Genomic DNA, 21,108 nt, shown 5'->3' on the forward strand with positions numbered 1-21,108 from the left:
TGCCAGCGGGTCGTCGGCGTGCCACGCTTGGCCTCTCTGAACCAGCCCGGACATGACGATGGACAGCAAGACGACAACCGCCACGCATCAGCTTCCGCAGGCGCTGGAGCCGCGCAATCCGGGGATGGACCTTGATCTGGATTGGGTGGCACGAGCGCGGGCGAACCGGTCGGCCATCGAACGACGTGCGGCATCTCTGCCGGGGCGGCGTTCGGTCAAGAAGGACTATCAGGCCGCCTGGCTGTTGAAAGCGATCAGTTGCATTGATCTTACGACCCTGGCCGGTGACGACACCGAAGGCCGCGTGCGCCGCCTGTGTGCCAAGGCCCGCCAGCCGGTACGCGCCGATCTGCTGGCCGCGTTGGGCGTCGAGGGGCTGACCACCGGTGCGGTCTGCGTTTATCACGACATGGTGGAATGCGCCGTGGACGCGCTGCAAGGGTCCGGCATTCCGGTCGCCGCCGTGTCCACAGGCTTTCCCGCAGGGTTGTCGCCCTTTCATCTGCGCGTCGCCGAGATAGAGGAAAGCGTGCGCGCCGGTGCGTCAGAGATCGACATCGTGATCTCTCGACGGCATGTCCTGACCGGTAACTGGCAGGCGCTTTACGATGAGATGCGGGCCTTTCGCGCCGCGTGCGGGGATGCCCATGTCAAGGCGATCCTCGCCACCGGAGAGTTGGGGACGTTGCAGAATGTCGCCCGCGCCTCGCTGATCTGCATGATGGCGGGAGCCGACTTCATCAAGACCTCCACCGGCAAGGAAAGTGTGAACGCCACGCTACCCGTCACGCTGGTCATGGTGCGCGCGATCCGCGAGTTTTTCGACGAAACCGGCTACCGCGTTGGCTACAAACCTGCGGGCGGAATCTCCAAAGCCAAGGACGCGCTGACCTATCTGGCGCTGATGAAGGACGAGTTGGGCCACCCTTGGGTGCAGCCGGACCTGTTCCGCTTTGGCGCATCGTCGCTGCTGGGCGATATAGAGCGACAACTGGAACATCACGTCACCGGGACCTATTCGGCGTCGTGGCGCCATGCGCTAAGCTGACCCGCCATGCCGATGTCCAGCAACCACGCGCTATTCGCCGTTTTTACCATGCTAGTCGTGCTGTCGACCATGTGGCGCCGCCGGCGTCTGCGCCGCGCTGTGCGCGACCTGCCGACGCGCATGCAGCGGCTGCTTGGTCCGGAACCGTTGTTCAGCCCGCCCCCGGACGACGACCTGCCCGACGGGTTGCGCAGCTATGCGGCGCTGCACAAGCGCACGCGCCTTATCAACTATGCCTGCTGGGCAATTGCCGCGCTTTACGCCGCGCTGATCGTGTTTCTTCTGCTGAAAGGCACTCCGACATGACCGTAAAAGAGATCTTTGAGACCATGGATTATGGACCTGCCCCCGAAAGCGCTGCCGAAGCTCTGGCATGGCTCGCGGAACACAGCGATGGATTTGGTCATTTCATTGACGGCAGCTTTACCAAGCCCGGCGCAGGGTTTGATAGCCGCAACCCCGCGAATGGCGAGGTTCTGGCCACGCTCACCCAGGCCACGCCGGCAGATGTGGACAGCGCCGTGGCGGCGGCGCGGGCGGCTCAGGGCAAATGGTCCAAGCTTGGCGGCCCCGGCCGTGCGCGCCACCTGTATGCCTTGGCACGGTTGTTGCAAAAACACGCCCGGCTGTTTGCGGTGCTGGAGACGCTGGATAACGGCAAGCCCATCCGCGAAAGCCGAGACATCGACGTGCCCTTGGCACAGCGGCATTTCTACTATCATGCCGGCATGGCGCAGCTTATGGAAAAGACCCAGCCGGGGCGCGAGGCTATGGGCGTTTGCGGTCAGATCATCCCGTGGAACTTCCCGCTGTTGATGCTGTCATGGAAGATCGCGCCCGCGCTGGCGATGGGCAACACGGTTGTGCTGAAGCCCGCGGAATATACCTCGCTGACCGCGTTGCTTTTTGCCGATATCTGCCGTCAGGCCGGGCTGCCCAAGGGCGTCGTGAACATCGTGACCGGCGATGGCGACGTGGGCCGGATGATTGTCGATGCAGATGTGGACAAGATCGCCTTCACCGGTTCGACAGAGGTGGGGCGCGCGATCCGCGAAGCCACCGCCGGATCGGGCAAGTCCCTGACGCTGGAGCTGGGCGGCAAATCCCCCTATATCGTGTTCGAGGACGCCGATCTGGATTCCGCCGTCGAGGGGCTGGTCGATGCGATCTGGTTCAATGGCGGTCAGGTCTGCTGTGCTGGTTCGCGCCTGCTGGTGCAGGAAGGCGTATCGGAAGATTTCTACCGTCGTCTGCGCCGCCGCATGGACGGGCTGCGCGTGGGCGACCCGCTGGACAAATGCATCGACATCGGCGCAATCGTGGATCCGGTGCAGCGCGACAGCATCGCCCGCATGGTTGACAGCAATACCGAAGGCGAGACCTATCGCGCTGCCGCCACTCTGCCCGCGTCAGGCTGTTACTATCCGCCGACGCTGATCACCGGGCTTAGCCCGGCCAGCACCTTGATGCAGGACGAAATCTTTGGCCCTGTCTTGGTTGGCACCACCTTCCGCACCCCGTCAGAGGCGGTGGAACTGGCCAACAACACCCGTTACGGCCTTGCTGCGAGCGTGTGGAGCGAGAACATCAACGTGGCTCTGGACATGGCCCCCAAGCTGGTTGCCGGTGTGGTCTGGGTCAACGGGACGAATATGCTGGACGCCGCCGCTGGGTTTGGCGGCATGCGCGAAAGCGGCTTTGGCCGCGAAGGCGGCTGGGAGGGGCTAACCGCCTATACGAGGCCAACAGGCAAGCCCAAACCCTTGTCCAAGATCGAAGCCTTCACAGGCGACAAGGGGCCGGAGGACGGCATTGACCGGACGGCCAAGCTCTATATCGGGGGCAAGCAGGCGCGGCCCGATGGCGGCTATTCGCGGGGTGTCTATAGCAAGTCCGGCACGCTTCTGGGTCAGGTGCCGATTGCCAACCGCAAAGACATCCGCAATGCGGTCGAGGCAGCTCATGGGGCGAAAGGCTGGCCCGCCGCGACCGCTCATCTGCGCGCGCAGGTTCTGTATTATCTGGGCGAGAACCTGTCTGCGCGGGCCGAGGAGTTCGCCAAGCGTCTTGATCAGATGACCGGCAATCGCACAGGCGTCAAGGAAGTCGAGGCCGCCGTGGACCGTCTGTTCACCTATGCGGCATGGGCCGACAAGCTGGATGGCGACGTCCGTGCGGTCCCGCTGCGCGGCGTGGCGCTGGCGATGCGCGAGCCGGTGGGCGTGATCGGCGTGCTGTGTCCGGATGAGGCCCCACTGCTGGGGTTGGTGTCGGTCATGGCACCTGCCATCGCGATGGGCAACCGGGTGGTGCTGGCCGCGTCGGAACCTTTTCCGCTGGCAGCCACGGATTTCTATCAGGTGCTGGAAACCTCTGACGTGCCTGCGGGCGTTGTCAACATCCTGACCGGCAACCATGCAGAACTGGCCCCGACTCTTGCCGCGCATGCCGATGTGAACGCGGTCTGGAGCTTCTCGTCCACCGATCTTGCCGCCACGATTGAACGCGGCGCCGCTGGCAACCTGAAACGCACCTGGGTGAATAACGGCCAATCGCGTGACTGGATGGGCGAAGAAGGCGAAGGCCAGACATTCCTGGACGCCGCGACCGAGATCAAAACGGTCTGGGTGCCTTACGGCGCCTGAGGCACAGGTATCAGGCGCTTTGTGAACGGTTTCCGCCCGCTATGGCTGGGCATGAAGGGCACGGAAAGGGGCAAGAGGGGCAGCGCCCCCTTCCCGATGCTTGCCAGGCCGTTAACGCCAGTCCAGCACGACTTTGCCGCTGGATCCGCCGCGCATCTCGGCAAAGCCGGTTTCAAACTCCGCGGCGGGAAAGCGGTGGGTGATGATGCCGGACACGTCCAGCCCGTTTTCCAGCATGGCGATCATCTTGTACCATGTCTCGAATATCTCGCGGCCATAGACACCCTTGATCGTCAGCGCCTTGAAGACGATGCGGCTCCAGTCCACGGGCGTCTTGCCCGGCGGGATGCCCAGCATCGCAATCCGCCCGCCCATCACGAGGCTATCGACCATCTGATCGAAGGCGCGGGCATTGCCCGACATCTCCAGCCCGACGTCAAAGCCCTGCCGCATTTTCAGACGGGGAATGACCTCTGCCAGATCCTCTTTGGCGACGTTCACCGGCACCACGTCGGTGACTCTTTCCGCCAGCGCCAGACGGTCCGCGTTCACATCCGTGATGACCACGTGGCGCGCCCCGACATGGCGCGCGACAGCCGCCGCCATGATGCCGATGGGGCCCGCGCCGGTAATCAGCACATCCTCGCCCACCAGATCGAAGCTGAGCGCGGTATGCACCGCATTGCCCAACGGATCTAGGATCGCACCGATGTCGTCCGGGATACTGTCCGGCAGCGGCACCACGTTGAACGCGGGCAGGCGCAAGTACTCGGCAAAGGCACCCTGTTCGTTGACACCGATCCCGCGCGTTTCGGGGTCCAGATGGAATTTGCCTGCGCGGCTCTGGCGGGAATGCTTGCCGATCAGATGCCCCTCGCCCGAACATCGCTGGCCGATTTTCAGATCCTCGACATCCCGCCCCAGCGCCACGATCTCTCCGGCGAATTCATGGCCTGTCACCAAAGGCACCGGCACGGTTTTTTGCGCCCATTCATCCCAGTTCCAGATATGTACATCGGTGCCGCAGATCCCGGTCTTGTGAACCCGGATCAGCACATCGTCCGGGCCGATCTCGGGGATGGGGCGTTCTTCCAGCCAAAGTCCTTCGCGGGGTTCGGCCTTGACCAGTGCTTTCATCGTATCAGTCATCAAATCACCCCTGTGGCTTTGCCCGCGACCTCAAAGGCGGCGAGTGCTTTGTCCAGATCGTCGCGTGTCAGGGCGGCGTTCATCTGCGTGCGAATGCGGGCCTTGCCCTTCGGCACCACCGGAAAGAAAAAGCCCGAGACATAGACGCCCTCGTCGAACAGCCGCGAGGCCATATCCTGTGCCAATTGCGCCTCACCCAGCATCACCGGAATGATCGGATGTTCGCCGGGAAGCAGATCAAACCCCAGACGGGTCAGCCCCGCGCGCCAGTATTTGGCATTCTCGAACAGTTGCGCACGCAGGGCGTCGCCCTCTTCGACCAGCCGGATCGCCTCGATCCCGGCCGCGACAACCGAGGGCGGCAGCGCGTTCGAAAAAAGGTAGGGGCGCGCGCGTTGGCGCAGCAGGTCCACCACCGCCTGCGGTCCGGCGATATAGCCGCCGATCGCACCGCCAAGCGCCTTGCCCAGCGTGCCTGTCAGGATGTCGGCCTTGATGCCGAAATGCGCGGGCGTGCCTGCGCCTTTCGGCCCCATGAACCCGGTCGCGTGGCAGTCATCGACCATCAGCAGAGCGTCATAACGGTCGGCCAGCGCACGGATCTCCGGCAGCTTGGCCAGATAACCATCCATGCTGAACACGCCGTCGGTGGCGATCATCACATGACGCGCGCCAGCGTCGCGGGCCGCTTTCAACTGGGCCTCAAGATCGTCCATGTCGGAATTGGCGAAGCGATAGCGTTTCGCCTTGCACAGCCGAATACCGTCGATGATCGACGCGTGGTTGAGACTGTCTGAGATGATTGCGTCTTCCGGCCCCAGAAGCGGCTCGAACACTGCGGCGTTCGCGTCGAAACATGCGGCAAACAGGATCGCGTCATCCGTCCCCAGGAAGGACGCCAGCCGCTCCTCCAGTTGCGTATGCAGATCCTGCGTCCCGCAAATGAATCGCACGGAGGCCATGCCGTAGCCGTGATCGTCCATGGCCTGTTTGGCGACGGCAATCAGATCGGGATGATCCGCAAGCCCGAGGTAGTTGTTGGCGCAAAGGTTCAACACTTCGCGCCCGCCAACATCGATACGCGCGCCTTGCGGTGAGGTGATCAATCGTTCGCGCTTCATCAGGCCGTCAGCCTCAATGCCACGAAGTTCGTCTTGCAGATGGGTCAAAAAAGCCTGGGTCATGGGGATGAGTCTCCTTTGTCAGCCAACTCTACCATAGCGGATTAAGTTCCGAAATAGAAGAAATCCGTAATTACGGATATTTTCCCTTATGCCGGATTAACCGCCCATCACGATCAGGAATGCCTGCACCTCGCCGCCTTCGGCCGCGATCTTATGGGGTATGTCGGCTGCATAACGTGCGGTATCTCCCGGCCCAAGCCGTGCTACCGCGTCCCCTGACCGGACCATGACCGTGCCAGAGACCACTGTCAGTTGCTCGCGGGCACCTCGCGTGTGGGGTTGACTGTCCAGTACACCACCTGACCGAAGCAACAGCTCGTATACCTCATGCCGACCAGCCTCTTCTGGGGGCGACAGGATGCGAATCCGGCACCCTTCACCCATATTGTCGATGGTCGGCACCTGATCGGCGCGCAGCACCTCGACGGTCTGCATCACTTCGGCGGTCTCAAGCAGCCCCGCGAAATCCACCTGAAGCGCCCGCGTCAGGTTCCACAAGGTTGCAATCGTGGGCGAGGATTCCCCGCGCTCGATCTGGCTGACCATAGAGCGCGAGACACCCGACAGTTTCGACACCGCCTCCAGCGACAGGTCCTGCGCGCGCCGGGCCTCTTTCAGACGTGCGGGAAGGCGCAACAAAATATCGTCATGTTCATCCGTCATATAGGACGTGATGCCCTGCTTGGCGACGTTCTGTCAATCGCTAGACAGGACCTTCCATGTCGCCCAGCCTGTACAGCGCACGTCCGGTGACGTTCTTGATGCCGGCCAGACCCCGAACAATCGCAACAAGGACAGGACCGCCGATTGATGCGACCGGGAACAAAAAGTGGTGGCGCAGCCCGTGACGTTGCGTCAGGCTACCACATAACGCTGTCTGCGTCATAACTTCAGCAACAACTGGTAAAGGAGCCTATCATGTCAGATGATATCGTTATTCTCAGCGGCGCACGCACCGCCGTCGGCACGTTCGGCGGCGCGCTTGCCGGCACATCCCCCATTGACCTTGGTACAGTTGCCGCGCGCGCTGCTCTGGAACGTGCTGGCGTCGAAGGCGGGCAGATTGGCCATGTCACCTTTGGCCATGTCATCAACACCGAACCGCGGGACATGTATCTTAGCCGAGTCGCCGCCATGCAGGCCGGCGTGCCGGACACCACGCCCGCCATGAACGTGAACCGGCTTTGCGGGTCCGGCGCGCAGGCGATCGTTTCGGTCGTGCAATCACTGATGCTGGGCGACGCGGATTTCGGCCTCGCGGGCGGTGCCGAGAACATGTCGCGCAGTCCGTATATCGTGCCGGATCAGCGCTGGGGTGCCAAGATGGGCGACATCCGCACGCTGGATATGATGCTGGGCGCGTTGAACTGCCCCTTCGGCACCGGACATATGGGCGTGACCGCCGAGAATGTCGCCGCAGAACACGACATCACACGCGACGCACAGGACGCCTTTGCGCTGGAAAGCCAGAAGCGCACGGCCGCTGCGATCAGCGAGGGACGCTTCAAGGACCAGATTGTGCCTGTAGAGGTGCGGGTAAAGCGCGACATGGTGGCCTTTGACACGGATGAACATCCCAAGGCGTCAACCACGGCGGAAATTCTGGCCGGGCTGCGACCGGCTTTCCAGAAGGACGGGACCGTCACGGCGGGCAACGCTTCGGGTATCAATGACGGTGCGGCGGCGCTGGTTTTGGCGCGCGCCAGTGCCGCAGAGAAGGCAGGCCTGAAGCCCCGTGCGCGGGTGCTGGGCTATGCCCATGCCGGTGTGCGGCCGGACGTCATGGGCATCGGTCCTGTTCCGGCCGTCGAGGCGCTTCTGGAACGGACGGGCCTGAAAGCCGACGATTTCGACGTGATCGAATCCAACGAGGCGTTTGCGGCGCAGGCGCTGGCCGTGAACAAGGGTCTGGGGCTTGATCCGGCGAAGGTGAACCCCAATGGCGGGGCCATCGCCCTTGGCCATCCGGTCGGGGCCACAGGTGCCATTATCACCGTCAAAGCCCTGTACGAGCTGGAGCGGATCGGCGGAAAGCGCGCCCTGATTACAATGTGCATCGGCGGCGGTCAGGGTATTGCCTTGGCAATCGAACGCATCTGAAGCTTTGCGCCCGCCCTTGCTGGCGGGCGCATCAAACACCCTTCGATGTCGCCGTCGACGCAAATTCAGCGTCTTTACCGGCAATTCGAAGCTGGACGTGGCCAAACCCTCAGGTCATGACTTGCCTCTCCCAAAAGCCGGGATAAAGCGCCACGAACCCGTCATCCGCCACCTTCAGCTCTGTCTGAAATTCCGTCTGTTCGGCTTCGTAACGCACCAACCCGCCACGCTCGCGGGTATAGGCCTGGTTCAGGGGCCGCAACGCGCCCTCGGGCTCGCACAGCCAGGCCGCACGGGCCTGCATCCGACCCACCTCGCATAACCGGCGCAGCGGCATCAAGTTGGTGGCGGGCGTGAAACCGAGGTCAATGTCCACCGCGCCTTCGACCGCCGGTTGCGGCACATCGTTCAATGCCCAGTTGTCTCCGTTTCGCAGAAGACGCAAGGCCACGGGCTGATCGCGGAATGTGCCGGTGACATCGGCGCTTTGCGTAAACCAATCGCCGTCGCAGCGGATCACATAGTCCAGATGCGACCACCCCTGCCCGTCGCCAAAACGCGCATGTCCGATCAGCATCCACCCCGCTCCTGACCGGACAAGGCGACAGCGATCTCGCCCCTCCCGGTCCAGCGCGCGCCATTCCGCTGTGGCAACAGTTTCGGCAGTCATGGACACCTCCAGAACGGTATGCCGGGAATCCGACCCTGACACTCCGCTGAACGCGCGTGTCAGATGCCTGAAATCGTAACCCGGATCGGTTGAATGGTGACACGACATGGCACAGCCAAGCAAGGAGTCTGCGGACCAGGGTGTTTAAGAAGTTTTTCATATCAATGAAGCATCGTCTGGCGCAGGACCAACCGAGCCGGAACAAGGCATGAGCTTTGCAACCAAACTGTCAGAGGAACGCCGCGCACGGCTGGCGGCCGAACGCCTGCTGGAACTCAAACAGGCGGAACTGTTTGCCGCCAATCGCAAACTGGGCAAACATGCCCGTGCCTTGTCGAACGAGATCACGGAAACCCGCGCCGAGGTGCTGACCGTGCGGACGGAAAACCAGCGCGTGAAATCCGACCTGAGCGTTGCCAACCAGAAGATCGAAATTGCAGAGCGTCGCCTGTGGCAATCCATCCGGACGATTCAGGACGGCTTTGCTTTTTTCGATGCCGACAACATGATGATCGCCGCCAACCATGCCTATCTGTCTGTGTTCGACGGGCTGGAGGAGGTGCGCCCCGGCATTTTCTATCCCCGCATTCTGCAACTCATCACCGAGGAGGGGATCGTCAACATCGGCGATCAGCCGCCCGCCGAGTGGCGCGCCATGATGATCGACCGTTGGGAAACCGACAATCCTGACCCGATCACGCTGAAATTGTGGAACAATCAATATATCAAACTGGTCGATCAGCGCGGCCAATGCGGTGACGTTGTCAGCATCGCGCGGAATATCACGGAAACCGTTCGCTATGAAAAGAGACTTAAGGAGGCGCAGCGACGCGCCGAGGCCGCGAACCGCGCGAAATCCACCTTCCTCGCGAATATGAGCCACGAGATCAGAACCCCGATGAACGGCGTCATCGGCATGGCGGATCTGCTGTCAGACACCGATCTGAGCGAAGAACAACGTCTTTATGCCGAAACGATCAAGAATTCTGGTGAAGCTTTGCTGGTGATCATCAACGACGTACTCGATTATTCCAAGATCGAGGCTGACAAGCTTATCCTGCACCCGGAACCTTTCAATCTGGAACGAAGCCTGCACGAAGTCGCGATGCTGTTTCAGCCGACAGCGCGCGACAAAGATCTTGAAATGATGATCGACTACGACATGTTTCTACCGGCCTGGTTTGTCGGCGATCCCGGTCGCTTGCGGCAAGTTCTGACGAATCTTATTGGCAACGCACTGAAATTTACCCAAACCGGGCATGTGCTGATCCGAGTCGTGGGCATGTGCTCTGACCAGAAGAATGCCGCGATCCATGTCACGGTTGAAGATACCGGTATCGGCCTGCCCCCCGACAAGGCCGAACATATCTTCGGTGAGTTCAATCAGGTCGAGGATGAGCGCAATCGCCAGTTTGAAGGCACCGGGCTGGGCTTGGCGATCACCAAACGGCTTATTCACTTGATGGGCGGCAATATCTGGGTGGATTCCGAGGTAGGCTGCGGATCCTGCTTCGGGTTTCGTATCACCCTACCAATCGCAGAACCTTTAACCAATCAAAACCCGGTTCTGCCGAAGAACCTGCGCCGGGTCATGGTGGTGGACGACCAGCCGGTCAACAGCATGATCATGCAAAAACAACTGACCGTTCTGGGCATCGAAACCCTGATCTGCACATCTGCGCAAGCTGCGTTGGAAAAACTGCACACGGCACCAGATGTTGTCATCCTCGAACAGCAGCTACCCGACACGACCGGACTCGCCCTTGCACAGGAAATGCGTGATCGCGGGCTTTTCGCACCGATCCTGTTGCTTTCAAACATCCCCGGCGAAACCGTGGCGGACCCCGCGCGTGAATGCGTGCACACCGTATTGCAAAAGCCGTTATCTCGGCGTTCGCTGTTTGACGAGTTGGAAGCATTGGCCAAAGCAGCGCCACCCAAGGCGCACCCCCGGCCCGCACCCACGCCCATCATGGAAGCCCCGGTCACCTCTCCGGGCAGCGCGCGCCAGATGAAGCTGCTGGTGGCAGAGGATAACAAGACCAATCAGTTGGTGTTCAAGAAAATGGTGTGCACGCTGGATCTGTCGCTTCGCTTTGCGCAAAACGGGATAGAGGCGGTCGCCGCCGTGGCAGAGGACCGTCCCGACCTGATTTTCATGGACATCTCGATGCCGAAAATGGACGGGAAGGAAGCCACCGGTCACATCCGTGCGGCCGAACCAGACGGCCAGCACGTCCCCATCGTCGCGCTGACTGCTCATGCAATGGCCGGCGACCGCGAAGCCATCATTGCTTGCGGGCTGGATGACTATATGACCAAGCCCCTGCGCAAGGCCGAACTGACGGAGATGATCGAAAGGCATCGTCCCAGCGACACAAGACCCGTCAGCCCATCGCATTAGCCGTCAGGCGGCCTGAGCTGCCTCGCTGCGGACAAAGACCGGGCGCTCCGGAGTGCTGAGATCCGGACGCAAGGCATAGCCGCCGGTATCGAACTCTGTCAGGCTGGCGGGATCAGTCAGGCGGTGCTGAATGATGTAGCGGGCCATCGCTCCCCGCGCACGCTTGGCGAAGAAACTGACAATCTTCGGGCCGCCCGGCTTCTCCTCCATGAAGACCGGCGTGATCACGCGCAGCTTCAGGGCCTTGGGCGCGACCGCCCCGAAATATTCCTGGCTCGCACAATTCACCAGCACATCCGTGTTCAGTTGCTTTGCCTGCGCATTCAACGCTTTGGACAGGTCGTCGCGCCAATAGTCATACAGATTGCTCCCGCGGCGCGTCTTCAGCCTGCTGCCCATTTCCAGCCGATATGGCTGGATCGCGTCGCAAGGCCGCAATACCCCGTAAAGGCCGGACAGAATGCGCAGATGGTCCTGCGCCCAGACCATTTCATCGACGTCCAAGGACGCCGCTTCAAGCCCCATATAGGTGTCACCGGCAAAGGCCAGCGCGGCCGGACGCACCGCATCCGCCTGCGGTTCCTCGGAAAAGTCACGAAAGCGGTCACGGTTCAGGCGCGCCAGATCGGGACTGAGATCCATCAGTTTTTGCAGGCTGCCAAGCGTTTGATTGCGCATGGTTTTGGCCAGCCTGTTGGCATCGTCCAAAAGGGATGGCGTGGTCATGCTGTGCTCGGGCCGCTCTGCCCAATCCAGCCGCTTTGCCGGCGAAATCACTATCAGCATATCAACCCCCTTCGAAATCCGTCCAACGACTTAGCCCGCTTCGTGGATCGCGTCCAGAAAGGCCGGGCCGAACCGCGCCACCTTTTGCGCGCCCATGCCCTGAATTGCCTCAAGATCGGCTGCCGTGCCGGGGCGCCGCTCGGCGATGTGCCGCAAAGTGGCCGTGGTGCAACTGAGATATTTCTCGGTTCCGTCCTCGCCGCGCGACAGACGTGCCTGCGCCTCTTGCAACCGGTCGAACAGCGCCCCTGACGCACGGCCGGCCATCTTGCGCCGCACCGGGTGCATCTCTTCTTCGGCACCGGTGATGACCTCCAGAAACGCAGTCCCGTAGCTTTCCAGCTTTTTCGCACCAACTCCGCCGATACGCGCCATCTGGTCAAGCGTTCCGGGGCGCGTTTCGGCCATTTCCACCAGCGTCCGGTCGTTGAAGATGATATAGGCCGGCACCCGAGCAGCCTCTGCCAGGGCGCGGCGTTTGGCCTTGAGGGCCGATAGAAGCGGCGCGTCCTCTTCGCTGACCATCGCCTTGACCGCAGGTCTGCGACTGGCCGACGCCGCGCGAATACTGTCGCGCCGAAGGTCGATCTGCGCCTCGCCGCGCAACAGAGGCAAGGCCGCATCCGTCATGCGCAGCGCGCCGTGGCGTTCAGGATCGGGGCGCAGCAGATCGTGTCCCATCATCTGCCGGAACAGCGCCTGCCAGCCGCGCTTGTCAAATTCGCGTCCTACCCCGAAAGTGGGCAAACGATCATGCCCCTTGTCGCGAACCTTGTCGGTCAGATTCCCGGTGAGAATATCAATCAGGTGACCCGCGCCGAAATATTCGCCGGTCCGCAATGCAGCCGACAGCGCCTTTCGCACGGCCTCTGTTCCATCGAACACTTCGGCAGGCTGGTCGCAAAGATCGCAATTCCCGCAGTTTACGTCGGTTTCGCCAAAATAGCCCAGCAGCGTCTTGCGGCGACAGTGCAGCGCCTCGGCCAGACCCAGCAGCGCGTTCAGCCGCCCGTGATCGGCGGCGCGGCGTTCCGGCGGGGCCAGCCCTTCGTCAATCTGGCTGCGGCGCAGGCGTATATCCTCGGGGCCGAACAGGGTCATCGTTTCGGCGGGGCCGCCATCACGCCCGGCGCGTCCGATTTCCTGATAATAGGCCTCGATGCTTTTGGGCAGATCGGCATGGGCGACCCAGCGGATGTCGGGCTTGTCCACGCCCATTCCGAAGGCAACAGTCGCCACAACGATCAACCCATCCTCTCGGGCAAAGCGCGACTCGACCGCGCGGCGATCCTCGGCATCCATTCCGCCATGGTAGAAACACGCGTTGTGCCCGGCCTGACGCAGTGCCCCTGACAGGCCTTCAGTCTTTGCGCGCGTGCCGCAATAGACGATGCCCGACTGTCCCTTGCGCGCATCGGCAAAGTCGAGGATCTGCCGCCGGGGGCCGTCCTTACCAGCAAAGGCCAGATGAATGTTCGGCCGGTCAAACCCGCGCAGAAAACGCTGTGGCTCCACCCCGGCAAACAGGCGCGTGACAATTTCATCCTGCGTTTCAGCGTCGGCGGTCGCGGTAAAGGCGGCAACCGGCACGTCCAACAGTTCACGCAACTCGCCGATGCGCAGGTAGTCGGGGCGGAAATCATGGCCCCACTGGCTGACGCAATGCGCCTCATCCACCGCGATCATCGACACGCCAATACGGCGCAGCATCGAAATGGTTCCACCTGCCGCCAGCCGTTCGGGCGCGAGGTAAAGCAGCTTCAGCGCGCCGGATTCAAGCTCTTGCCAGACGGTTTCCGTCTCTTCCTGTGTGTTGCCAGAGGTCAACGCACCGGCAGCAACGCCCGACTCGCGCAACCCACGCACCTGATCCCGCATCAGCGCAATCAACGGCGAGATCACCACCGTCACGCCATCGCGCATCAGGGCGGGCAGTTGGAAACACAGAGACTTGCCGCCGCCGGTCGGCATGATCGCCAACACATTGCGGCCATCCGCAACGGCACGCACGATCTCTTCCTGGCCCGGGCGGAAGGCACCAAAACCGAATACATCGCTTAACAGCACGTCGGCGCTGGCGGAGTCGCGGGGCATGAAAACCTGCTTTATTATCTACATCTGCTCTGATGCCGACAATCACATACCAAGTCTCGTGAAACAAGGCCGCGCCGCCTGGTTCGTAGGGCAATTCCTGGGAACGTGCAAAAGGACGTGGGTTCAGTAGCTGTAGAACAGTGCCGCGTTATTCGCCAGAATGATCCGAATTGCGTAAACCGCGACCAACGCCACCAGCGGTGCCAAGTCCAATCCGCCCATCGCCGGCAGGATCTGGCGAATACGGCTATAGACCGGTTCAAGCAGACGGTTGAGGCCGTCCCAGATCTGTGCCACCAGCGGCTGCCGCAGGTTGAGGACCTGAAAACTGATCAGCCAGCTCATGATGACATGTGCGATGATGATGAACCAGACAATGTCCAGCAGCAGCATTAGGATCTGAAAGAGCGATTGCATACGCGGTGTCCTCAAGGTCTGTACCGCTGGCACAGGTAATGGCGCAGGGCGCAAAGGGCAAGAGTGCCGCAAGGTTGCAATTGACGCGCCCGGCAGCCCTGCTCAGGTGTTGCGGTAAAAGGAGACTGCCGATGTACCCGTTCATTCGCATGGCCAAAGAGTTGGTGATCAATCGCAAGGCGTCAAAGCTTTCGCCCACCGGCACCCATGTGTCGCGCCATATGTGCCTGCCCTGGGACATCGACCTGTGGGCCGAGTTGAACAACGGCCGGACGCTGACGATCTATGATCTGGGACGCATTCCTCTGGCGCAGCGCACCGGGTTGATCGGGGTGCTTCGACGTCAGCGCTGGGGCTTGACGGTTGCCGGCGTTTCGGTGCGCTATCGCCGCCGCATCCGGATGTTCGATGTGGTCGAGATGCGCAGTCGGCTTGTGGGATGGGACGAAAAGTTCATCTATCTGGACCAATCAATGTGGCGCAAGGACGGTGCCTGCGCCAATCAGGGTCTTTACCGGACGGCGGTAACGGGCCGTGACGGAATTATCCCCCCGGCTCAGGTGGCCGCGGCCTTGGGCGCGAATCCGACATCGCCGCCCCTGCCCGACTGGATCCGGGCCTGGATCACGGCCGAGGATCAGCGTCCCTGGCCGCCGAAGCAGGATTGACACTTCCAGTCACACAGGGGCAGGGTCGCGCAAGTTTCAAAGCCGGAGGACCGTCATTGTGGCAACGATATCTCTGCGCAAGCGGGTCTGGGGCTGGTTCTTCTTTGACTGGGCAAGTCAGCCCTACAACACGTTGCTCATCACCTTCATCTTCGGGCCATATGTCAAGGAATTGCTTGATGACGGCGCGGGCGCACAGGCTGCCTGGGGTTACGGCATCACGGCTGCCGGTCTGGCAATAGCGGTTCTCGCACCGGTTCTTGGCGCATTGGCCGACATCTCGGGCAACCGGATCAGGTGGATTTGGCTGTTCTCGGCCATGTATGTTATCGGCGCGGGCATGCTTTGGTTCGCCGCTCCGGATGATTTCAACCTGCTTTTCACGCTGATGTTTTTTGCAATCGGGCTGGTCGGAATGGAGATGGCGACGATCTTCACCAACTCCATGCTGCCAGACCTTGGCCCCCGTGAGGACATCGGCAAACTTTCGGGCAATGGCTGGGCCTTTGGCTATGTCGGCGGTTTGCTGGCGCTTGTCATCATGCTGACACTGTTTGCGGAAAGCGCCGAAACCGGGCGCACAATTCTGGGGATCGAGCCGATCCTTGGTTTCGACCCAGTACAGCGCGAGGGCACCCGGTTTGTCGGACCATTGACCGCGCTTTGGTATGCGCTTTTCATGGTTCCGTTCTTCCTGTTCGTCCGCGAACCACGCCGCATGGCCAGGCCCGCGGGCGCGTTCGGCAAGGCGATGCGTCAGTTGGGCTCGACCATTCGGAACCTGCCGCGCACGCCTTCGCTGTTCGCCTATCTCGGCTCGTCGATGCTCTACCGCGACGCGTTGAACGGAATGTACGCGTTTGGCGGCATCTACGCGGCGGGCGTGTTGGGCTGGGGCGTCGTGGATACCGGAATGTTCGGGATCATCGCCATCATCGCGGGGGCGATCTTTGCCTGGATCGGGGGGCGCGCTGACGCTGTGTTCGGCCCCAAGCCGGTGATCACCACCTGCATCATCGTCCTGACATTCGTCGCGATCGCGATCACGCTTGTCAGCCGCGAGACATTGTTCGGGATAGCAGTGGCCGAAGGCTCTCGGTTGCCTGACATCACATTCCTGACGCTTGGCGCGATCATTGGCGCGGCGGGCGGTGTGATCCAGTCGGCCAGCCGCACGATGATGGTGCGGCAAGCCCGGCCCGGCCATATGGCAGAGGGGTTTGGCCTGTTTGCACTGGCCGGGAAAGCGACCAGCTTCATCGCCCCGGCAAGCGTCGCCGTCGCGACCCAGCTGACCGGATCGCAGCAACTTGGCGTGACGCCATTGATCGCCCTGTTCCTTTTGGGGCTAATTCTGCTATTCTATGTCAAAAGCGACGGAGATCGAGCAGCATGATCCGCATTTTGACCGGCCTGACGCTGGCCCTGAGCCTCGCCGCCTGCGGGGGTGGCAAAACAGAAAAAACCATAGAGACCGTCGGAAGTTCAGCCGGTGTGCTCAGTTCGAAAAGCGCCAAGCAGCTTTTCGGAAACGAGGCCGGAGGGTCAGGGCAATCGCCCGCGCCCTATGGCAGTTACGCCAAAGGCTGCCTTGCCGGCGGTGTGCAACTGGCTGAAACCGGTCCGACCTGGCAGGCGATGCGGCTGTCCAGAAACCGCAATTGGGGTCATCCGGAACTGGTGGATTTCGCCAAGAACCTCAGCCGGAAGGCTGCGCAGCAGCCGGGTTGGAACGGCCTGTATTTCGGCGACTTCAGCCAGCCTCGCGGCGGGCCGATGCTGTCGGGTCATGCCAGCCATCAGGTCGGTCTTGACGCCGATATATGGCTGCGTCCGGCGGATAACCTGAACCTCAGCGTTTCCGCCCGTGAAAACATCTCGTCAATCTCCATGCGGCGGGCGGCCGGCGCTTATACCAACAGCAACTGGACCCGCGCCCATCACGAGATCGTCAAAGCGGCGGCCAAGGATCCACGCGTCGCACGGATCTTCATCTTCCCCGGTGCCAAGGTGCAGATGTGCAATGACGAAACCGGCGACCGTGCCTGGCTGAACAAGATCCGGCCATGGTACGGGCATCACTACCATTTCCATGTGCGTCTGCGCTGCCCCCGTGGCGCGTCGGGCTGTGTTGACCAAACACCCCCGCCCGCAGGCGATGGCTGCGCGGATGCAAAAAACTGGGTGAACAACATCCTCAACCCGCCGCCGCCGGATCCCAACGCCCCCAAGCCCAAGCCGAAACGCGAACTGACCTTGGCTGACCTTCCGCGTCAATGCGCCGCCGTATTGTCGGCACCCTAGCCGTTGCCTTCGGGCTTTCGTCAACGCTGAACGCTTTCGCAGATGTGGATCACAACGCCCGACTGGTCGGGTCGTTCATCTGGCAAGGCGAGGGCAAACGGTTTGGCGGCTTCTCGGGCCTGGAGGTTTCGGATGACGGGCAGAGGCTTTACGCGATCAGCGACCGCGGCAGCTATGTAACGGCCCGGCTTGAGCGAACGGACGGACAGATCACGGGTATTGCGTCCAATCGTGTCGTCGCATTGCGCGACTATGACGGCACGTTGATTGGTGGCGGTGGTGACGCGGAAGGGTTGGCCATAGACGCTGACGGGCGCTGGTATGTCTCGCTCGAAGCGTTCCACCGGGTTGTCGCCTATCCCAGCTTCGACAAGGCGACCTGGGTGCCGATTGCTGAAGAGTTCCCCAGCTTGCAGGACAATGCTGGACTGGAAGCGCTGGCGATAGACGCAGCGGGGCGAGTCTATGCCATCCCGGAACGATCAGGCCAATTGACCCGGGACTTTCCAGTGTACCGATTTGACGGCAGCGCATGGTCCATCCCTTTCACAATTCCGCGCTCGGGTGGTTTCCTGCCGGTAGGGGCGGATTTCGGCCCCGAAGGACGGCTTTATCTGCTGGAGCGCGAATTTTCGGGCTTTGGGTTTCGAAGCCGCGTGCGCCGATTTTCCGTGGAAGGTGACATCATCGCTCACATCGAAACGCTGTTGGAGACGGCGACATGGGCACATGACAACCTCGAAGGGATCGCTGTCTGGCAGGATGCACAAGGCATCCGGCTGACGATGATCTCTGACGACAACTTCAAATTCTTTCAGCGCACGGAGCTGGTGGAATACATCGTCATCGACTGACTTGATTTGCGCGCACGCGCTGGGTATCAGACCCCGTTCCCGCAGATTCGGGGGCCAAGTCTCCGCTACCTTGCAAAAACGGACCAGATTCATGACCCGCAGACATCTTCCCGGCATTCTTGCCATGGCCGCCATTGTCGTGGCCTCCAATATTCTGGTGCAATTCCTGTTCGGCCAATGGCTGACATGGGGTGCATTCACCTACCCGCTGGCCTTTCTTGTCACCGATGTGATGAACCGCGTTTACGGCGCAGGCCCCGCCCGAAAGGTCGTGATCGCCGGTTTCGTCGTGGGGGTGATCTGTTCACTGATCGGCACACAGATCATGGGCGAATACGGGCCGCTGGTTACTGTCCGCATCGCGATCGGGTCCGGAGCGGCCTTCCTGACCGCGCAGCTTCTGGACGTCGCACTCTTTGACCGTCTGCGACAGGGTCGCTGGTGGCGCGCGCCATTGGCCTCGACATTGGTAGGATCGTCGATTGATACCGCGCTTTTCTTCACCATTGCATTTTCCGGCGCGCTGACCGTCCTTGAGCCATCCAATGATGTGTCATGGGCCGCCGAAGCGTTGCCCCTGTTGGGAATGGGTCCGATGGTGCCGCTTTGGATCTCGCTTGCCTGTGCCGACTGGCTTGTGAAACTTTGCCTCGCGCTGATCGCTCTGGTGCCGTTCCGGGCGATCACGGTCTACTTGGAAGGCAAACGCGCCACAGCGTAAACCCATCACGAAAAAAACATTTTGCGTCAGGCGCTTTCCGTGCCACCTTGAAGTTGCGTTTTGAAACAGCTGAAAGGAGGTGATCCAGTGTCGAGAGAGATGTTGGAGAGAGGTGTCGGAACAGTTTGGAGGATGACCTGTTAGGGCAGACCCTGACAGAACCAAAATCCGAATTGGCGAGAGTCTGAACCGACCCCCGCCTCCCGAGTTCTCGAAGGGCCGTCCACAATAGGGCGGCCCTTTTTGCATTGTTCCGCCGGTCGGGACATTCCGCTTTTTGACTGCTAAAGAAGCCCGATGTTGCGCATCAATGAACAGATCACCATCGAAGCCTGGGAGCTGACAGAGCAGTTCATCCGCGCGTCCGGGCCGGGTGGGCAGAATGTCAACAAGGTGTCCAGCGCTGTCGAATTGCGGTTCGAGGCGGAACGCTCGCCCAACCTACCCGATCCCGTGAAGCGGCGGTTGCGGCGGCTGGCCGGGCGTCGCTGGACGAAAGAGGGCGCGCTGATCCTTCAGGTGGACGAAACCCGGTCACAGACACGCAACCGCGAGATTGCCCGCGACCGGCTGGCGGAGTTGATCCGCAAGGCGCTGGAAAAACCCAAGCGGCGCATACCAACCAAGGTTTCCCTCAATCAAAAGCGCAAACGCGTCGAGGCCAAGAAAGCCCGAAGTGAGGTAAAGGCCCTGCGCGGTCGGGTCGATGACGGTTAGGCGGCCCCGTCAGACCACGACATCCATCCGGGGCTGATCGCCCACGCCGAAGACGCGCTTGTAGCGGGCGATCTCTTCCGCCGGTCCCATCGCCTTGTTTGGATTGTCTGACAGCTTCACGGTCGGGCGGCCTTCGGCACTGATTGCTTTGCACACCAGACTGAAGGGCGCGAGCCGGTCGTCTTTGGTCAAGCCACGGAAATCATTGGTCAGCAACGTCCCCCAACCGAAAGACACGCGCACCCGGCCCGCAAACTGGGCATGCAGTTCCAGGATTTTCTCTTCATTCAGCCCGTCCGAGAAGATCACCAATTTCTGCGTTGGATCTTCGCCGCGCTCTTTCCACCAGCGGATCGCGCTTTCGGCACCGGTGGCCGGATCGCCGGAATCGATGCGAATACCGGTCCAACCGGCCAGCCAATCGGGCGCGTTGCGCAAAAACCCTTCGGTCCCGTAAGTATCTGGCAGAATGATCCGCAAATTGCCGTCATGTTCCTCATGCCAATCCGCAAGCACATCATAGGGCGCATTAGCCAAGGCTGTGTCACTCTCTGCCAAGGCCGCATAGACCATCGGCAATTCATGCGCGTTGGTGCCGATCGCCTCCAGATCCCGGTTTTTGGCGATCAGGCAATTCGACGTCCCGACAAAGCCTGCGCCCAGCCCTTCGGTCATCGCCTGCACACACCAGTCCTGCCACAAGAAGCTGTGCCTGCGCCGTGTGCCGAAATCCGCAATGCGTGCACTTGGAACAGAGCGCAATCGCTCGACCTTTTCCCACAGCTTGGTCATCGCGCGGGCGTAGAGGATCTGAAGCTCGAACCGGCCCATCGTGTTCAGCACCGCCCGACCCCGCAATTCCATCAAGATGGCGAGTGCCGGAATTTCCCACAGCATGACCTCAGGCCAGCTGCCCTCGAACGTCAACTCGTATTGGTCGCCCACACGTTCCAGATGGTAGGGCGGCAGCCGCATACCCTCGAACCATTCCATGAAATCGGGGCGGAACATCTGCCGTTTGCCGTAAAACGTGTTGCCGCGCAGCCAGGTGCTTTCACCGCGTGCCAATGACAAAGAGCGCACATGATCCAGCTGTTCGCGCAACTCTCCTTCATCAATAAGTTTCGCAAGCGGAACATGCGTGGAGCGATTGATGAGGCTGAACACAACCTGCGTATCGGGTTTGTTGCGGAAAACTGACTGACACATCAATAGCTTGTAAAAATCCGTATCAATCAAGGATCGGATGATCGGGTCGATCTTCCATTTGTGGTTCCAGACGCGTGTGGCAATGTCCAAGATGCTGTCCTCATTCGGGAATTACAGCTTTGATATGCGATGGCGACC

General features: G+C 61.2%; 19 protein-coding genes. 11 read left to right on the top strand and 8 right to left on the bottom strand.

Translation table 11 applies throughout. The features are described 5' to 3' along the window. The first annotated feature begins 58 nt into the window (after positions 1-58). Genes deoC through B8991_RS04500 form a run of 3 tightly spaced genes read left to right on the top strand, consistent with a single transcriptional unit; the run spans position 59 to position 3,693 of the window. Complete coding sequence (gene deoC / locus B8991_RS04490; protein WP_084351153.1) at positions 59-1,048, top strand: deoxyribose-phosphate aldolase; 990 nt, start codon at positions 59-61, stop codon at positions 1,046-1,048. Between the two features lie 6 nt (positions 1,049-1,054). Beyond that, positions 1,055-1,354 carry a hypothetical protein gene (locus B8991_RS04495; RefSeq protein ID WP_084350722.1) on the top strand — a complete coding sequence of 100 codons (300 nt, stop codon included), beginning with the start codon at positions 1,055-1,057 and terminating at the stop codon, positions 1,352-1,354. Beyond that, positions 1,351-3,693 carry an aldehyde dehydrogenase family protein gene (locus B8991_RS04500; protein WP_084350724.1) on the top strand — a complete coding sequence of 781 codons (2,343 nt, stop codon included), beginning with the start codon at positions 1,351-1,353 and terminating at the stop codon, positions 3,691-3,693. Before B8991_RS04495 ends, B8991_RS04500 begins: the two co-directional genes overlap by 4 nt. Positions 3,694-3,804: 111 nt before the next feature. Here B8991_RS04500 and tdh read toward each other — a convergent pair whose 3' ends face one another. The 3 genes from tdh to B8991_RS04515 form a co-directional block, all read right to left on the bottom strand. Beyond that, a complete protein-coding gene (tdh, locus tag B8991_RS04505) occupies positions 3,805-4,830 on the bottom strand; it encodes an L-threonine 3-dehydrogenase (RefSeq protein WP_143514495.1) in 1,026 nt (341 codons plus the stop codon). An 11-nt stretch (positions 4,831-4,841) separates the two neighbouring features. After that, positions 4,842-6,026 carry a glycine C-acetyltransferase gene (locus tag B8991_RS04510; RefSeq protein WP_084350728.1) on the bottom strand — a complete coding sequence of 395 codons (1,185 nt, stop codon included), beginning with the start codon at positions 6,024-6,026 and terminating at the stop codon, positions 4,842-4,844. 96 nt (positions 6,027-6,122) lie between these two features. Further along, positions 6,123-6,689, bottom strand: a complete 567-nt coding sequence (locus B8991_RS04515) for a helix-turn-helix domain-containing protein (protein ID WP_084350729.1) — start codon at positions 6,687-6,689, stop codon at positions 6,123-6,125. Positions 6,690-6,944: 255 nt separating this feature from the next. Here B8991_RS04515 and B8991_RS04520 point away from each other — a divergent pair, with 255 nt between their 5' ends. Beyond that, positions 6,945-8,126 carry an acetyl-CoA C-acyltransferase family protein gene (locus B8991_RS04520; RefSeq protein ID WP_084350730.1) on the top strand — a complete coding sequence of 394 codons (1,182 nt, stop codon included), beginning with the start codon at positions 6,945-6,947 and terminating at the stop codon, positions 8,124-8,126. Between the two features lie 109 nt (positions 8,127-8,235). Here the strand turns inward: B8991_RS04520 and B8991_RS04525 are convergent, their stop codons facing one another. Further along, positions 8,236-8,796, bottom strand: coding sequence for a putative glycolipid-binding domain-containing protein (locus B8991_RS04525; protein ID WP_084351156.1), 561 nt, complete (start codon positions 8,794-8,796; stop codon positions 8,236-8,238). A 208-nt stretch (positions 8,797-9,004) separates the two neighbouring features. On the opposite strand from B8991_RS04525, the gene B8991_RS04530 reads away from it, so the two are divergent. Further along, the gene (locus tag B8991_RS04530) at positions 9,005-11,200 is read left to right on the top strand and encodes a PAS domain-containing hybrid sensor histidine kinase/response regulator (RefSeq protein WP_084350732.1); all 2,196 of its coding nucleotides are present in this window, start codon (positions 9,005-9,007) and stop codon (positions 11,198-11,200) included. A gap of 3 nt (positions 11,201-11,203) precedes the next feature. Here the strand turns inward: B8991_RS04530 and yaaA are convergent, their stop codons facing one another. From yaaA to B8991_RS04545, 3 genes are all read right to left on the bottom strand, one after another. Then, a complete protein-coding gene (gene yaaA / locus B8991_RS04535) occupies positions 11,204-11,986 on the bottom strand; it encodes a peroxide stress protein YaaA (protein WP_084350734.1) in 783 nt (260 codons plus the stop codon). A gap of 30 nt (positions 11,987-12,016) precedes the next feature. After that, positions 12,017-14,080: a DNA helicase RecQ gene (gene recQ / locus B8991_RS04540; protein WP_084350736.1), complete on the bottom strand. Its 2,064-nt coding sequence runs from the start codon at positions 14,078-14,080 to the stop codon at positions 12,017-12,019. Positions 14,081-14,203: 123 nt separating this feature from the next. Beyond that, positions 14,204-14,497, bottom strand: a complete 294-nt coding sequence (locus tag B8991_RS04545) for a YggT family protein (RefSeq protein ID WP_084350739.1) — start codon at positions 14,495-14,497, stop codon at positions 14,204-14,206. Positions 14,498-14,628: 131 nt separating this feature from the next. On the opposite strand from B8991_RS04545, the gene B8991_RS04550 reads away from it, so the two are divergent. From B8991_RS04550 to arfB, 6 genes are all read left to right on the top strand, one after another. Next, a complete protein-coding gene (locus tag B8991_RS04550) occupies positions 14,629-15,165 on the top strand; it encodes an acyl-CoA thioesterase (RefSeq protein ID WP_084350741.1) in 537 nt (178 codons plus the stop codon). Positions 15,166-15,220: 55 nt separating this feature from the next. Beyond that, positions 15,221-16,561: an MFS transporter gene (locus tag B8991_RS04555; protein WP_328588467.1), complete on the top strand. Its 1,341-nt coding sequence runs from the start codon at positions 15,221-15,223 to the stop codon at positions 16,559-16,561. Then, on the top strand, positions 16,558-17,469 hold the full coding sequence (gene mepA / locus B8991_RS04560; protein ID WP_084350745.1) for a penicillin-insensitive murein endopeptidase: 912 nt from the start codon (positions 16,558-16,560) through the stop codon (positions 17,467-17,469). Before B8991_RS04555 ends, mepA begins: the two co-directional genes overlap by 4 nt. Then, the gene (locus tag B8991_RS04565; RefSeq protein ID WP_084350747.1) at positions 17,442-18,323 is read left to right on the top strand and encodes an esterase-like activity of phytase family protein; all 882 of its coding nucleotides are present in this window, start codon (positions 17,442-17,444) and stop codon (positions 18,321-18,323) included. Before mepA ends, B8991_RS04565 begins: the two co-directional genes overlap by 28 nt. A 91-nt stretch (positions 18,324-18,414) precedes the next feature. Beyond that, complete coding sequence (locus B8991_RS04570) at positions 18,415-19,044, top strand: queuosine precursor transporter (RefSeq protein WP_084350749.1); 630 nt, start codon at positions 18,415-18,417, stop codon at positions 19,042-19,044. 297 nt (positions 19,045-19,341) lie between these two features. Beyond that, complete coding sequence (gene arfB / locus B8991_RS04575) at positions 19,342-19,761, top strand: alternative ribosome rescue aminoacyl-tRNA hydrolase ArfB (protein WP_084350751.1); 420 nt, start codon at positions 19,342-19,344, stop codon at positions 19,759-19,761. Positions 19,762-19,770: 9 nt separating this feature from the next. On the opposite strand, the gene pncB is transcribed toward arfB, so the two are convergent. Then, entirely contained in the window at positions 19,771-21,060 is a 1,290-nt protein-coding gene (gene pncB, locus B8991_RS04580) for a nicotinate phosphoribosyltransferase (protein ID WP_084350753.1), read from the bottom strand. Positions 21,061-21,108 lie beyond the last annotated feature (48 nt).

Origin of the sequence: Primorskyibacter flagellatus, assembly GCF_900176485.1 — a bacterium.
Classification (GTDB): Bacteria; Pseudomonadota; Alphaproteobacteria; order Rhodobacterales; family Rhodobacteraceae; genus Primorskyibacter; species Primorskyibacter flagellatus.